Genomic DNA, 13,619 nt, shown 5'->3' with positions numbered 1-13,619 from the left:
CAATATTCACCCTTTTGACGGTCATCGACGCCGTCAGAAGGGATCGGTATTGCCGAGCACGCCAACCTCACTTTTCCTAATCGATAAGGTTTTGTCATGACTGCCGTAGAGCGGTCTGGCTTTGCCATGCCTGAAGAAATCCTCAGGAGATTCGTCATGCGTGCTGCGCAACTGAAAGCTGTTTTACCCAGGGAGCTGCTGGCTTCCGTGGTGGTGTTCCTGGTCGCCCTGCCGCTGTGCATGGGGATCGCCATTGCTTCCGGCGTGCCGCCGGCCAAAGGCTTGTTGACCGGTATCATCGGTGGCCTGGTGGTCGGCTGGTTCGCCGGCTCGCCGTTGCAGGTCAGCGGCCCTGCTGCGGGTCTTGCGGTGCTGGTGTTCGAATTGGTGCGCCAGCATGGCCTGGCCATGCTCGGGCCGATCCTGCTGTTGGCGGGCCTGCTGCAATTGCTGGCCGGGCGTTTACGCCTGGGCTGCTGGTTCCGGGTCACGGCGCCCGCCGTGGTGTACGGGATGCTGGCCGGTATCGGCGTGCTGATCGTGCTCTCGCAGATCCATGTGATGTTCGATGCCTCGCCGTTGCCGTCGGGTCTGGACAATCTGCTGGGCTTTCCCCAGGCGCTGGGCAAGGCCCTGCCGATGGTCGGTGCCGGCCTGGGCTGGCAGGCCGGATTGCTCGGGCTGATGACCATTCTGGTGATGTGGCTCTGGGAGAAATTCAAGCCGCAGCGTCTGCGTTTTGTGCCGGGGGCCTTGCTGGGTGTCGGCCTGGCAACCCTGGTGAGCCTTGTGCTGGCGTTGCCGGTTCGGCGCGTGGAGGTGCCGGACAACCTGGCCGACGCCATCGACTGGTTGCGCCCGGCCGACCTGCTCAACCTGGCCGATCCGGCGATTCTGATCGCGGCCTTCGCCGTGGCTTTCATCGCCAGTGCCGAAACCCTGCTCTCGGCGGCGGCGGTTGACCGCATGCATGACGGCCAGCGCTCCGATTTCGACCGCGAACTGTCGGCGCAAGGGGTCGGCAACATGCTCTGCGGCCTGCTCGGCGCATTGCCGATGACCGGGGTGATCGTGCGCAGTTCGGCCAATGTCCAGGCCGGCGCGCGCACTCGGTTGTCGACCATGTTGCATGGTCTGTGGCTGCTGGCCTTCGTACTCTTGCTGGCGAGTGTGCTGCAGAGCATTCCAGTGTCGAGTCTGGCCGGCGTGCTGGTGTTCACCGGCTTGAAGCTGGTCGACCTCAAGGTCTTCCGGGGGCTTGGGCGCTATGGGCGGATGCCGATGTTCACCTACGCGGCGACGGCTCTGGCGATCGTCTTCACCGACCTGCTGACCGGGGTGCTGATCGGCTTCGGCATGACCCTGGCGAAACTGGCCTGGAAAGCCTCGCGACTGAAAGTCAGCCTGGTGGACCTGCCCGAGAAGGGAGAGATGGAACTGCGCCTGATCGGCGCGGCGACCTTTCTCAAGGTACCGGCGCTGACCCAGGTGCTGTCGACGATACCGCCGGGGACCACGGTGCATGTGCCGCTGAACAATCTGAGTTACATCGACCATTCCTGCCTGGAACTGCTTGAGGAATGGGGACGTGCCAACGCGGCCAAGGGCTCGCGCCTGGTGATCGAATCCCGTGGATTGAAACGGCGGTTGGAAGGTCGCCTGCGCACTACGACCGGTGTCGGGTCGACTGCTTAGTGCGCAGTGGCAAGGTCAGGCGGCGGGCTGTTCCAGTTCCAGCTCCACGCCCAGTTGGCGGGACAGGCAAGGCCAGCGTTTCCACGCCGCTTCGGTGTCCGGGCTGTTGAGGCGGTCGCGGTAGGCTTCCACCGACTCCAGGGCAAAGCTCTCCTCGTCGAGCATGGCATCGACCGCATGATGCACGGCTTCATCCAGTTGGTTGGCGAACGCTTCGCCGATCAACTGGTGGGCGATCAGGTTGGCCACGGTGGTGTTCAGCGGGATCAGCGTCTGGCCGAAATGCACGATGTAGAGGTCGTTGACCTCCTCCACCAGACGGTGCGCCAGATACGCCTCGTCCAGCAGGCTGTCGAGGCCGACATGCCCTTCGAGGAGGCTGGGCGGTTGCAGGAAAAACTGCTCGGCGATTTTCAGCACCGGTTTGATCTGCGACTCGATACCGGCTTCGCGGGCAACCGCATTGGCGGCATCCAGCAGTTCGGGGACCAGATCGATGTAGGCCGTAACAAAGCGGGTCATGACACCCGTGGTATCTATTTCCGGTAGTTGGATGGATGGATGGAGGTGCGGCAACTGAACTTCAAGGTGTCGCGTCAATTGGCCAGTTTCGGCCTCGTGTTGATGTGCACGTTGTATTTGCTCGCGCAATGCGGCGGTGTTCATGAATGCTCCAGTCGGTATTACAAAGGGAAAAAGGGAGACCATAAGGTAGCTGGGTTATAAAAGCTGTTAAGACGTATTTGTAATAATTATTTCATGGTTATATGTCTGCGTTATATCGAATTGCCATGATTTTGCTGAAAGCCACGTCATTCATGGTCTGTAGCCTGATCGCAGGCTGATTTTTCTATGGCGTTGCGTGGACCCGGTCACTGTCTATACTCGATTTTGTACAGCGTCAGTTGATGACGTTCGGCTTTATGTTTCGGCAAGACCGAATGGTCCGCGTGCGTAGTCCGACCATTCCCCTTTGCCCCAGGTGAAAGCCGACGGGATAACAAGAACGTTAAGGGGAACGCGCAATGATGCGACATCCACGGGTCTGGATGGGCCTTCTGTTGTGGTCGGTATTCAGCCAGGTGCAAGCCGCCTGGACCACGAATATGACGCAAGGGGCTACCGATGTAAGTCACGCGGTCTTCGATCTGCACATGACCATTTTCTGGATCTGTGTGGTGATCGGCATCATCGTCTTCGGCGCGATGTTCTGGTCGATGATCGTTCATCGCCGCTCCACCGGGCAGGTCGCCGCCAAGTTTCATGAAAGCACCACGGTGGAGATCCTCTGGACTGTCGTGCCGTTGCTGATCCTGGTGGCCATGGCGATCCCGGCCACTGCCACACTGATCAAGATGTACGACACCAGTGAGTCGGATGTGGATATCCAGATCACCGGCTACCAGTGGAAGTGGCACTACAAGTACCTGGGCCAGGACGTCGAATTCTTCAGCAACCTCGCCACCCCCGCCGAACAGATCCACAACCAGGCCGCCAAGGGCGAGCACTACCTGCTCGAAGTCGACCAGCCGCTGGTGCTGCCGGCGGGGGTCAAGGTGCGTTTCCTGGTGACCGCCGCCGACGTGATCCATTCCTGGTGGGTGCCGGCCTTTGCGGTCAAGCGCGACGCCATCCCCGGTTTCGTCAACGAGGCCTGGACCAAGGTCGACAAACCCGGCCTCTACCGCGGCCAGTGCGCCGAGCTGTGCGGCAAGGACCATGGCTTCATGCCCATTGTCGTCGACGTCAGGTCCCCGGCCGATTACGCCAGTTGGCTGGCCGAGCGCAAGGCCGAGGCGGCCAAGCTCAAGGAATTGACCAGCAAGGAATGGACCCTCGATGAACTGGTGGCCCGTGGCGACAAGATCTACCACACCACCTGCGTCGCCTGTCACCAGGCCGAGGGCCAGGGCCTGCCGCCGATGTTCCCAGCGCTCAAGGGCTCGCCGATCGCCACCGGGCCGAAGGAGGACCACCTGCACCGCGTCTACTTCGGCAAGCCCGGCACGGCCATGGCGGCCTTCGGCAAGCAGCTGTCGGAAGTCGATATCGCCGCAGTCGTCACCTACGAGCGCAACGCCTGGGGCAACAACAAGGGCGACATGGTCACGCCGAAAGACGTGCTGGCGCTGAAACAGGCAGAAAGCCAATGACCGGGCCTATCGCGTTCCCGGGCCGTCCGGTTCAAACCGCTGCAGGAGACAGGACATGAGTGCTGTGATCGATGACCAGGGTCATGCCGGTGACCACGCCCACGGCCCCGCCAAGGGCCTGATGCGCTGGGTGCTGACCACCAACCACAAGGATATCGGCACGCTGTACCTGTGGTTCAGCTTCGCCATGTTCCTGCTCGGCGGTTCCTTCGCCATGGTGATCCGCGCCGAGCTGTTCCAGCCCGGCCTGCAGATCGTGCAACCGGCGTTCTTCAACCAGATGACCACCATGCACGGCCTGGTGATGGTCTTCGGCGCGGTGATGCCGGCCTTCGTCGGCCTGGCCAACTGGATGATCCCGCTGATGATCGGCGCGCCGGACATGGCCCTGCCACGGATGAACAACTTCAGCTTCTGGCTGCTGCCGGCGGCGTTCGGCCTGCTGGTCTCGACCCTGTTCACCGCCGGCGGCGGGCCGAACTTCGGCTGGACCTTCTATGCACCGCTGTCGACCACCTATGCGCCGGAAAGCGTCACCTATTTCATCTTCGCCATCCACCTGATGGGTATCAGTTCGATCATGGGCGCGATCAACGTGGTCTCGACTATCCTCAATCTGCGTGCCCCGGGCATGACGCTGATGAAGATGCCGCTGTTCGTCTGGACCTGGCTGATCACCGCCTTCCTGCTGATCGCGGTGATGCCGGTGCTGGCCGGGTGCGTGACCATGATGCTGATGGATATCCACTTCGGCACCAGCTTCTTCAGTGCTGCCGGTGGCGGTGACCCGGTGCTGTTCCAGCATGTGTTCTGGTTCTTCGGCCACCCCGAGGTGTACATCATGATCCTGCCGGCCTTCGGCGCTGTCAGTGCGATCATTCCGACCTTCTCGCGCAAGCCGCTGTTCGGCTACACCTCGATGGTCTATGCCACGGCGAGCATCGCCTTCCTGTCGTTCATCGTCTGGGCGCACCACATGTTCGTGGTCGGCATCCCGCTGGTGGGCGAGCTGTTCTTCATGTACGCGACGATGCTGATCGCGGTGCCGACCGGGGTGAAGGTATTCAACTGGGTCAGCACCATGTGGCAGGGCTCGCTGACCTTCGAGACGCCGATGCTGTTCGCCGTGGCGTTCGTCATCCTGTTTTCCATCGGCGGGTTCTCCGGGTTGATGCTGGCGATCGCCCCGGCGGACTTCCAGTACCAGGACACCTACTTCGTGGTGGCGCACTTCCACTACGTGCTGGTGCCGGGGGCGATCTTCGGCATCTTCGCCTCGGCCTACTACTGGCTGCCGAAATGGACCGGCCACATGTACGACGAAACCCTGGGCAAGCTGCATTTCTGGCTGTCGTTCGTCGGCATGAACCTGACCTTCTTCCCGATGCACTTCGTCGGCCTTGCCGGCATGCCGCGGCGGATCCCCGACTACAACCTGCAGTTCGCCGACTTCAACATGGTTTCGTCGATCGGCGGCTTCATGTTCGGCACCACCCAGTTGCTGTTCCTGTTCATCGTGATCAAGTGCATCCGGGGCGGTCCGGCGGCGCCGGCCAAGCCGTGGGATGGCGCGGAAGGCCTGGAGTGGAGCATTCCGTCACCGGCGCCGTACCACACCTTCACTACGCCACCGCAAGTGAAATGACCGCGAGGACCGTCCGATGAGCGATTCGGTGTCACTCAAGCGCCTGGTCACCCGACTGCTGCTGGTGGTGGTGGCGATGTTCGCCTTCGGCTTCGCTCTGGTGCCGCTCTATGACGTGATGTGCAAGGCGTTCGGCATCAACGGCAAGACGGCCGGCCAGTATGAGGGCGAGCAGGTGGTGGACGCGTCACGCCAGGTCGGCGTGCAGTTCCTCTCGACCAATGCGGTGGACATGGTCTGGGAGTTCTACCCCAAGGCCGAGCGGATCGATGTCCACCCGGGCGCGGTGAACGAGATGATCTTCGTCGCCTACAACCCCACCGACAAAGTGATGAAGGCCCAGGCCATCCCGAGCATTTCCCCCGGAAATGCGGCGGTGTATTTCCACAAGACCGAGTGCTTCTGCTTCACCCAGCAGACGCTCAAGCCCGGCGAACGGATCGAGATGCCCGTGCGTTTCATCGTTGACCGTGACATGCCCAAGGACGTGAAGCACCTGACGTTGGCCTACACGCTGTTCGACATCACCGCCCACAACCCACCCGTGGCCCACTCGGGCGGGTAGGCCATTCGGCGTGCCCGACAAGGAGAACAATAAAATGGCAACTCCCACCCACGCGCACTATTACGTTCCGGCCCAAAGCAAGTGGCCGATCATCGCCACCCTCGGCCTGCTGGTGACGGTCTACGGCCTGGCGACCTGGTTCAACGATTTGAAGGCGGCGCGTCCTGAGTCCCATGGCCCGCTGATCTTCTTCGTCGGCGGCCTGCTGCTGGCCTACATGCTGTTCGGCTGGTTCGGCTCGGTGATCCGCGAAAGCCGCGCCGGCCTCTACAGCCCGCAGATGGACCGCTCGTTCCGCTGGGGCATGAGCTGGTTCATCTTTTCCGAAGTGATGTTCTTCGTCGCCTTCTTCGGTGCGCTGTTTTATGTGCGGCACATGTCGGTACCCTGGCTGGCCGGTGAAGGCGGCGCCAAGGGCCTGGCGCACCTGCTCTGGCCGCAGTTCCAGAACACCTGGCCATTACTGAACAATCCCGACCCGAAACTGTTCCCGGCGCCCAGGGGCACGATCAGTCCGTGGGGCCTGCCGTTGATCAATACCGTGCTGCTGGTCAGTTCCAGCGTGACGGTGACCTTGGCCCACCATGCCTTGCAGAAGGGCCATCGCCGTGCACTGAAAGCCTGGTTGGCGCTGACGGTGCTGCTCGGGCTGGCGTTCCTCGGCTTCCAGGCCAAGGAATACCTGCACGCCTACCACGAGCTGGGCCTGACCCTTGGTTCGGGCATCTACGGCGCGACGTTCTTCATGCTCACCGGCTTCCACGGTGCCCACGTGACCATCGGCACGTTGATCCTGTTCGTGATGCTGGTGCGCATCCTGCGCGGGCACTTCGATGCCGAGCATCAGTTCGGCTTCGAGGCGGCGAGCTGGTACTGGCACTTCGTCGATGTGGTCTGGATCGGTCTGTTCGTTTTCGTCTACGTGCTGTGAACGCGGCGCCTGCTTACCAGGGGGCACTGGAGACCAACTGGCCGCTGTAGAAACCCCAGGTGATCAACGCCAGGGTAATGGCGGCCAGGCTGACGCGAATCGTCAGCGCGGTGAGCAGGCGATGAGACGGTCCCTCGTCCCTGACCAGAAAAACCAGACCGCTGAACAAGCTGACCAGCGTGGCGATCAGCATCAGGACAATCGCCGCTTTGAGCATGGTGAGACTCCGGGGGAGATGCACGTGTATTTCAGTATAGCGAGTCCGATTCCTGCCCACGGGGCGCCGTCATGAGGCGCTTTCGCCCCGGTGTCGCGCCGACCCTGGTGGTGCTGCTGTTGCTGCCGCTGCTGGTGTCGCTGGGCTTCTGGCAACTGCACCGCAGCGAGCAGAAGCGCCTGCTGCTCGACAGCTATGCCCAGCGGCGCACGGCCGAGCCGTTGAGTGTCGAACAGCTCCATGGCAATCCCGATCCGGCCTTTCGCCGGGTACGGCTGCGCGGCCAGTTCGACACTGAACACAGTTACCTGCTGGACAACCGCATGCGCAATGGCCGGATCGGTGTCGAGCTGCTCCAGCCGTTTCACGACCAGGCCAGCGGGCTCTGGTTGCTGGTCAATCGCGGCTGGTTGCCGTGGCCGCAACGGCGCACGCCCGTCCTCTTCAACACGCCTGGGCAGGCGCTGAATATCGATGCCTGGGTCTACGTGGCGCCTGGCGCGACCTTCCAGTTGCAGGCCGACCCGGCCGGTGCCGCCTGGCCACGCCTGGTGACGGCCATCGAACCCGACAAACTCTGGACCGAACTGGGTCGTGAAGGCTTCGCTTACGAGTTGCGTCAGGCCCCCGGCCCCGGCAGCTATGAAACCGACTGGCCGGTGGTGGCCGAAGGCATGGGGCCGGAAAAACACCTCGGCTACGCCGTGCAGTGGTTCGCCATGGGCCTGGCCCTGTTCGGCCTCTATCTCTACCTCGGATGGCACAACGCAAGGGAGAAACGGCATGGGAGCGGCCATGAATCGATTCGACACCACTGAGCCACGACCGGCGCAGGCCCGTGGCCGCTGGCAACTGATCCTTATCGTGCTGATGGTCATCGGCCCGATGATCCTCGCCACCGGCATGTACAAGCTGCAGTTCTGGGTACCGGAAAGCCGCAGCTATCACGGCGAACTGATCGGCAATGGCCAGGGCCGTGCCGACCTCGGCGTACAGGCCGACGAGAGCCGCTGGCAGATGCTGGTGACGGCCCCGCAGGAGTGCTCGGTGGACTGTCAGCAACTGGTCTACCTGGCGCGGCAGATCCATATCGGCCTGGGCCGCGATGCGCCCCGCGCCAGCCATGCGCTGGCGACCGCGCAGCCGCTGGACGATGACTACGCGGCCAAGCTGCAACGCGAGTACCCACAACTGCAGCGTTATTCACTCGATCTTCCGGCCTATACCCGGGAAACCAAGGGCAGCGGCATGCCGCAACTATGGATCATCGATCCCCACGGCAACCTGGTGCTGCGCTATGACGCCCGGGTCAAGGGCAAGGACCTGCTCAACGACCTGCGGCAGCTACTGAAGCTGTCGAACATCGGCTAAGGAGGTCGGCATGGCCAGGCCAGGATTTCGTCTTGCACTGTTCGCCACCCTGCTGGCACTGATCGTCGTGCTGCTCGGTGCCTACACGCGCCTGACCCATGCCGGCCTCGGCTGTCCCGACTGGCCGGGCTGCTACGGTTTTATCAGCGTGCCCAGGAGCGAAGCCCAACTGGCCCATGCCGAGCTGCATTTTCCCGATGCGCCGGTCGAGGCCCACAAGGGCTGGAACGAAATGATCCACCGTTATTCTGCCGGCACCCTGGGGTTGTTGATCCTGGTGCTGGCGGTCCGTTCCTGGAGGGAGCGGCGTCGTGAAGGGCAGCCGCTGAAGCTGCCGTTGTTCCTCCTGGCGCTGGTGTTGGCCCAGGCCGCGTTCGGCATGTGGACGGTGACCCTCAAGCTCTGGCCACAGGTCGTGACCGGCCATCTGCTGGGCGGCTTCGCCACCTTGAGCCTGCTGTTCCTGCTGACCCTGCGTCTGTCCGGTGTGCTGCCGGCGCTGGCGGTGCCACGCCGCCTGCAACGTTGGGCGACGGCCGGGCTGCTGCTGGTGATCCTGCAGATCGCCCTCGGGGGCTGGGTCAGTTCCAACTATGCCGCCGTGGCCTGCATCGACCTGCCGACCTGCCACGGCCAATGGTGGCCAGCGGCGGATTTCGCCAACGGTTTCCACCTGACCCAGCACATCGGCCCCAATTACCTGGGCGGCCAGCTCGACAGCGACGCGCGCACGGCGATTCATCTGACTCATCGCCTCGGCGCCCTGTTGGTCACTTTGGTGCTGCTGGGGCTGGCCTGGCAGTTGCGGCTGGTTGGCATGAGCCGTCTGTCCGGGTTGCTGCTGTGTGCCCTAGCGGCGCAGATCGGCCTGGGCCTGAGCAACGTCTACTTCCACCTGCCACTGCCGGTGGCCGTGGCCCACAACGCCGGTGGCGCGTTGCTGCTGCTGACCGTGGTGCTGATCAACTATCACGTGCGAACCGCCCTGGTGCGGGTGCGCAAACAGGCGCCCGCGCGTTGGCGGCTCAGCCCACGCGGGACGGTACATGGGCCTGTCACCCTCAAGGGAGAACTGCCATGGCGATTTTAGCCGGCGACCGTCACCGCCAGGCGATCTGGCGCGACTACCTGGAACTGACCAAGCCCAAGGTGGTGGTGCTGATGCTGATCACCTCGTTGGTCGGCATGTTTCTCGCCACCCGCGCCGGCGTACCGTGGACGGTGCTGGTATTCGGCAACCTCGGCATTGGTCTGTGTGCGGGCGGTGCGGCGGTGGTCAACCATGTGGTGGATCGGCGGATCGATGCCGTGATGGCCCGGACCCACAAGCGGCCGCTCGCCGAGGGCCGTATCTCGCCCTCGGCGGCACTGGCCTTTGCGCTGTTGCTGGCAGTGCTCGGTCAGGCGCTGCTGCTGGCCTTCACCAACCCGCTGACGGCCTGGCTGACCCTCGCCTCGCTGCTCGGCTATGCGGTGATCTACACCGGTTTTCTCAAGCGCGCCACGCCGCAGAACATCGTTATCGGCGGCCTGGCCGGCGCGGCTCCGCCGCTATTGGGCTGGGTCGCGGCCACCGGGCACCTGAGCGCCGAGCCGCTGCTGCTGGTGCTGATCATCTTCGCCTGGACCCCGCCGCACTTCTGGGCGCTGGCGATCCATCGCAAGGACGAGTACGCCAAGGCCGATATCCCGATGCTGCCGGTGACCCATGGCGAGCACTACACCAAGGTGCATATCCTGCTCTACACCTTCGTCCTGCTGGCGGCCAGCCTGCTGCCGTTCGTCATCCACATGAGCGGCGTGCTCTACCTGCTCTGTGCCCTGGGCCTGGGCGCGCGTTTCCTGCACTGGGCCTGGGTGCTGTACCGTGGCAGCCGGCCGCAGGCGGCGATCGCCACCTTCAAGTACTCTATCTACTACTTGTTCCTGCTGTTCATCGCGCTGCTCGTCGATCACTACCTATTGTTGAATCTATGACTCGAAATCAAAAAACCGTCTTCATCCTCGTCGCCGTGGTGGCCCTGATCCTGGGGCTGACGGTCAACAAGGTCCTCAACGGCAAGGGCCAGGGCGATAGCACGGCGCTGATCGATGCCGGGATCATCCTGCTGCCGCAGAGCCGCACGCTGCCGGACGTGAAAATGACCGACCAGGACGGCCAGCCGGTGCAGATCGACCAGCTCAAGGACAAGTGGACCCTGCTGTTCTTTGGCTACACCTTCTGCCCGGACATCTGCCCGACCACCCTCGCGCAGTTGCGACAGATCAAGAGCGAGTTGCCCAAGGACGTCGTGGGCAGGTTGCAGATCATCCTGGTGAGTGTCGACCCCCATCGCGACACCCCCCAGCAGCTCAAGCAGTACCTGGGGTATTTCGATCCGCAGTTTCGTGGGCTGACGGCCGGTTCCATCGAGGACCTGCAAAAGCTGGCCAATGCGGTGAGCATCCCGTTCATTCCGGCCGATACCAGCAAACCGAACTACACTGTCGATCATAGTGGCAACTTGGCCATTGTCGGCCCCGATGGCCGTCAGCGTGGGTTTGTTCGGGCACCGCTGAACAACCAGAAATTGGTGGCGCAGTTGCCCAGCCTGCTCAAACGCGAATAAACAAGACGGGTGGGTGAAACTTTCCAGCCGAACGGTGCTCAGAGTTTGATATCATTTCGATATCATCTGGCTATTCCCAGCCCATTCTTCAGGACAAGCCCATGAGCAGTTCCTCCGACACCGAACAGGAACGACTCGCAGCCGTCCACGCCTTGCAATGGCTGGAAACAGCCGGTAGTGAGAATTTCGACCGCATCTGCCGGCTGGCCGCCACCTACTTTCGGGTGCCCACGGTGCTGATTTCGCTCGTGGAGCGCGAGCGTCAGTGGTTTGCCGGCCGCGTGGGTTTTGCCGCCAGCCAGACGCCTATCGAGCAATCGTTTTGTCGCTACACCATTGAGCAACCGGGTGTGATGCAGATCCTGGATGCCAAGCAGGATCCGCGTTTCGCCAAAAACCCGCTGGTCACGGCACCCGCCGGCATCTGTTTTTATGCCGGTGCGCCGCTACGTGACCACCATGGGCGTGTTTTGGGCAGCTTGTGCCTGATCGATAGCGAAACGCGCCAGCTCGATGACGATCAAGTCACGGTGTTGCAAGACTTCGCCGAGATGGTCATGGTCCAGATCGAACAGCGACAACTGCTGAAGTACCGTCACCCCGTCAGCGGCTTGCCCAATCTGCAGCAATTTCTACGCGACACCCAGGTGCTCTCTCTCGCCGAAGGGATGGCGCGGCTGATTGTGATGGTGCAACTGCAGGAAGAGCCTTCTGGTGGTCAGTTGAGCCAGGAAAGAAGGCTTGACGCTCAAATTTCGCAGAGCTGTGAGTTGGCCGCGAACCTGCGTCGCCGCCTGGATGGGGTGGCCGAGCTTTATCATGTCGGCGATCGGGATTTCTGCGTGCATTTGAGCTGTGAAGCCAAACGGCATCCGGAACTGTTCTGTGTATTGTTGGCTTTGATTTCCGAGTCGTTTGTCGATCAGGTGGTTCGCGTGGGCCTGGCCGTTTGCGAAAACGGTGAGCAGACAGCCGCGACGCTGGTGCGCAAGGCCACTTACGCGGTTGGCCTGGCGAATTACCGTCACAGCCTCTGGGCTGCCTATGATGACACCCTCGATTGTGCCCAGCGACGTGCCTTCACCTTGCTTGCGGACCTCAATGACGCCCTGGCCGGCGGTGATGTCTACCTGGAGTATCAACCGCGCTTCAGCGTACAGGATGGTCGTCTGATCAGTGCCGAGGCCTTGATCCGCTGGCGTCATCCGACACTGGGCAAGCTGTCACCGGCGGAATTCATTCCGTTGATCGAGCGCTCCGGAAGGATCAGCACGGTGACCCGCTGGGTGATTGATCGTGCCCTGCAGGATCTCAGTGTCTGGAGTGACGTCGACATTCGGTTGTCGGTGAACCTGTCGGCCCAGGACTTCCAGAACATGGATATCGCCCAGACATTGCTCGATACCTGTGAACAGTACGCTGTCTCGCCCCGCCGCCTGGAAGTGGAAATTACCGAGGGTGAGTGGATCAGGGCCGATAACCAGGTGATCAGCCAATTGACGGCCATTCGGGCACTCGGCATTGATGTGGCTATTGATGACTTCGGCACCGGCTACAGCAACTTCGCCTACCTGCATGAAATCCCCGCCAATATCCTGAAACTGGACAAGTCGCTGGTGACCGATCTCGAAAACAATTCGCGAAACCGCACGATCACCCGTTCAGTGCTGCAACTCGCCCAGGAACTGGGCTATCGCACGGTGGCCGAGGGGATCGAGACGTTCCGCTGCCTGAGCCTGGTGCATGAATACGGTTGTCATGAAGCGCAGGGTTATTTCCTCAGTCGGCCACTGGGCATCGATCATTTCAAGCGCCATTGGGCCGATATCGCCCTGACGTTCAACCCGGACCTTTGGCACGACAGTGCATCGGAAGTCGTGCCTCTCCACGTTTGAGGTCCGCCCTGCGCGGCTATTTGGCGAACAGTTGCCCGATATCCTTGAATGCCTTGAACTCCAGCGCGTTACCACACGGATCGAGCAGGAACATCGTCGCCTGCTCGCCGACCTGCCCCTTGAAGCGCACGTAGGGTTCGATCACGAACCGGGTGTCCCGGGCCCGCAGGCGTTCGGCCAGTGCTTCCCATTCTGCCCAGCCCAGCACCACGCCGAAATGCGGCACCGGCACGTCATGGCCGTCCACCGGGTTGCTCATGACCTGTTCCTGGGCGGCGGTCCTGGCCTGGTAGTGGATCACCAGTTGGTGGCCGAAAAAATCGAAGTCGACCCAATGATCGCTGCTGCGTCCTTCGGCACAGCCGAATACCTCGCCGTAGAAGCGTCGGGCTGCGCCCAGGTCATGGACGGGAATTGCCAGATGAAAAGGAGAAAGCGCCATGACTGATACCCGTCTTGAGAAATGAGCTTTCAGTCTAGAGACGATTATTTTGTTTAAAAGCGCATATTCTTACCGTCGAGCACAAATTATTTTGTC

At 62.0% G+C, this 13,619-nt stretch carries 14 protein-coding genes; 11 read left to right on the top strand and 3 right to left on the bottom strand.

Going from position 1 to position 13,619, the window contains the following annotated elements:
• Nucleotides 1-156 precede the first annotated feature (156 nt).
• The gene (locus tag BLU37_RS07005) at nt 157-1,695 is read left to right on the top strand and encodes a SulP family inorganic anion transporter (RefSeq protein WP_090203509.1); all 1,539 of its coding nucleotides are present in this window, start codon (nt 157-159) and stop codon (nt 1,693-1,695) included.
• Nucleotides 1,696-1,710: 15 nt separating this feature from the next.
• Here BLU37_RS07005 and BLU37_RS07000 read toward each other — a convergent pair whose 3' ends face one another.
• Entirely contained in the window at nt 1,711-2,361 is a 651-nt protein-coding gene (locus tag BLU37_RS07000) for a hypothetical protein (RefSeq protein ID WP_090203504.1), read from the bottom strand.
• 359 nt (nt 2,362-2,720) lie between these two features.
• Between BLU37_RS07000 and coxB the strand changes: the two genes are divergently transcribed.
• From coxB to BLU37_RS06980, 4 genes are read left to right on the top strand one after another with little or no spacing between them, the layout of a single operon-like run.
• Nucleotides 2,721-3,848 carry a cytochrome c oxidase subunit II gene (coxB, locus tag BLU37_RS06995; RefSeq protein ID WP_090203501.1) on the top strand — a complete coding sequence of 376 codons (1,128 nt, stop codon included), beginning with the start codon at nt 2,721-2,723 and terminating at the stop codon, nt 3,846-3,848.
• Nucleotides 3,849-3,903: 55 nt separating this feature from the next.
• Nucleotides 3,904-5,493, top strand: coding sequence for a cytochrome c oxidase subunit I (ctaD, locus tag BLU37_RS06990; RefSeq protein ID WP_019362637.1), 1,590 nt, complete (start codon nt 3,904-3,906; stop codon nt 5,491-5,493).
• A 16-nt stretch (nt 5,494-5,509) separates the two neighbouring features.
• A complete protein-coding gene (locus BLU37_RS06985; protein ID WP_090203498.1) occupies nt 5,510-6,058 on the top strand; it encodes a cytochrome c oxidase assembly protein in 549 nt (182 codons plus the stop codon).
• Between the two features lie 34 nt (nt 6,059-6,092).
• Nucleotides 6,093-6,989, top strand: a complete 897-nt coding sequence (locus BLU37_RS06980) for a cytochrome c oxidase subunit 3 (protein ID WP_090203496.1) — start codon at nt 6,093-6,095, stop codon at nt 6,987-6,989.
• 13 nt (nt 6,990-7,002) lie between these two features.
• Here the strand turns inward: BLU37_RS06980 and BLU37_RS06975 are convergent, their stop codons facing one another.
• Nucleotides 7,003-7,206 carry a twin transmembrane helix small protein gene (locus BLU37_RS06975; protein ID WP_010447483.1) on the bottom strand — a complete coding sequence of 68 codons (204 nt, stop codon included), beginning with the start codon at nt 7,204-7,206 and terminating at the stop codon, nt 7,003-7,005.
• A gap of 71 nt (nt 7,207-7,277) precedes the next feature.
• Here BLU37_RS06975 and BLU37_RS06970 point away from each other — a divergent pair, with 71 nt between their 5' ends.
• The 6 genes from BLU37_RS06970 (at nt 7,278) to BLU37_RS06945 (ending at nt 13,081) form a co-directional block, all read left to right on the top strand.
• The gene (locus tag BLU37_RS06970; protein ID WP_090203493.1) at nt 7,278-8,024 is read left to right on the top strand and encodes an SURF1 family protein; all 747 of its coding nucleotides are present in this window, start codon (nt 7,278-7,280) and stop codon (nt 8,022-8,024) included.
• Nucleotides 7,990-8,577: a hypothetical protein gene (locus BLU37_RS06965; protein ID WP_090203490.1), complete on the top strand. Its 588-nt coding sequence runs from the start codon at nt 7,990-7,992 to the stop codon at nt 8,575-8,577. Before BLU37_RS06970 ends, BLU37_RS06965 begins: the two co-directional genes overlap by 35 nt.
• 10 nt (nt 8,578-8,587) lie before the next feature.
• Nucleotides 8,588-9,667: a COX15/CtaA family protein gene (locus BLU37_RS06960; protein ID WP_090203487.1), complete on the top strand. Its 1,080-nt coding sequence runs from the start codon at nt 8,588-8,590 to the stop codon at nt 9,665-9,667.
• Nucleotides 9,655-10,554, top strand: coding sequence for a heme o synthase (gene cyoE / locus BLU37_RS06955; protein WP_090203484.1), 900 nt, complete (start codon nt 9,655-9,657; stop codon nt 10,552-10,554). Before BLU37_RS06960 ends, cyoE begins: the two co-directional genes overlap by 13 nt.
• Complete coding sequence (locus BLU37_RS06950) at nt 10,551-11,186, top strand: SCO family protein (protein WP_090203482.1); 636 nt, start codon at nt 10,551-10,553, stop codon at nt 11,184-11,186. The genes cyoE and BLU37_RS06950 overlap by 4 nt, the downstream gene beginning before the upstream one ends.
• A 101-nt stretch (nt 11,187-11,287) precedes the next feature.
• Nucleotides 11,288-13,081: a sensor domain-containing phosphodiesterase gene (locus tag BLU37_RS06945; protein WP_090203479.1), complete on the top strand. Its 1,794-nt coding sequence runs from the start codon at nt 11,288-11,290 to the stop codon at nt 13,079-13,081.
• Between the two features lie 16 nt (nt 13,082-13,097).
• Here BLU37_RS06945 and BLU37_RS06940 read toward each other — a convergent pair whose 3' ends face one another.
• The gene (locus BLU37_RS06940) at nt 13,098-13,523 is read right to left on the bottom strand and encodes a VOC family protein (RefSeq protein WP_010447469.1); all 426 of its coding nucleotides are present in this window, start codon (nt 13,521-13,523) and stop codon (nt 13,098-13,100) included.
• Nucleotides 13,524-13,619: the final 96 nt, after the last annotated feature.

The organism is Pseudomonas asplenii (genome assembly GCF_900105475.1).
Classification (GTDB): Bacteria; Pseudomonadota; Gammaproteobacteria; order Pseudomonadales; family Pseudomonadaceae; genus Aquipseudomonas; species Aquipseudomonas asplenii.
Note: the sequence above shows the minus strand (reverse complement) of the source record. Positions and strands in the feature narration are given on the sequence as shown.

Excerpts from the sequence above, each read along its gene's own strand:
- BLU37_RS06960 (WP_090203487.1), top strand. The coding sequence starts at position 8,588 with ATGGCCAGGCCAGGATTTCGTCTTGCACTGTTCGCCACCCTGCTGGCA.
- BLU37_RS07005 (WP_090203509.1), top strand. The coding sequence starts at position 157 with ATGCGTGCTGCGCAACTGAAAGCTGTTTTACCCAGGGAGCTGCTGGCT.
- ctaD (WP_019362637.1), top strand. The coding sequence starts at position 3,904 with ATGAGTGCTGTGATCGATGACCAGGGTCATGCCGGTGACCACGCCCAC.
- BLU37_RS06950 (WP_090203482.1), top strand. The coding sequence starts at position 10,551 with ATGACTCGAAATCAAAAAACCGTCTTCATCCTCGTCGCCGTGGTGGCC.
- coxB (WP_090203501.1), top strand. The coding sequence starts at position 2,721 with ATGATGCGACATCCACGGGTCTGGATGGGCCTTCTGTTGTGGTCGGTA.
- BLU37_RS06975 (WP_010447483.1), bottom strand. The coding sequence starts at position 7,206 with ATGCTCAAAGCGGCGATTGTCCTGATGCTGATCGCCACGCTGGTCAGC.
- BLU37_RS07000 (WP_090203504.1), bottom strand. The coding sequence starts at position 2,361 with ATGAACACCGCCGCATTGCGCGAGCAAATACAACGTGCACATCAACAC.
- BLU37_RS06980 (WP_090203496.1), top strand. The coding sequence starts at position 6,093 with ATGGCAACTCCCACCCACGCGCACTATTACGTTCCGGCCCAAAGCAAG.
- BLU37_RS06945 (WP_090203479.1), top strand. The coding sequence starts at position 11,288 with ATGAGCAGTTCCTCCGACACCGAACAGGAACGACTCGCAGCCGTCCAC.
- BLU37_RS06970 (WP_090203493.1), top strand. The coding sequence starts at position 7,278 with ATGAGGCGCTTTCGCCCCGGTGTCGCGCCGACCCTGGTGGTGCTGCTG.
- BLU37_RS06940 (WP_010447469.1), bottom strand. The coding sequence starts at position 13,523 with ATGGCGCTTTCTCCTTTTCATCTGGCAATTCCCGTCCATGACCTGGGC.
- BLU37_RS06985 (WP_090203498.1), top strand. The coding sequence starts at position 5,510 with ATGAGCGATTCGGTGTCACTCAAGCGCCTGGTCACCCGACTGCTGCTG.
- BLU37_RS06965 (WP_090203490.1), top strand. The coding sequence starts at position 7,990 with ATGGGAGCGGCCATGAATCGATTCGACACCACTGAGCCACGACCGGCG.
- cyoE (WP_090203484.1), top strand. The coding sequence starts at position 9,655 with ATGGCGATTTTAGCCGGCGACCGTCACCGCCAGGCGATCTGGCGCGAC.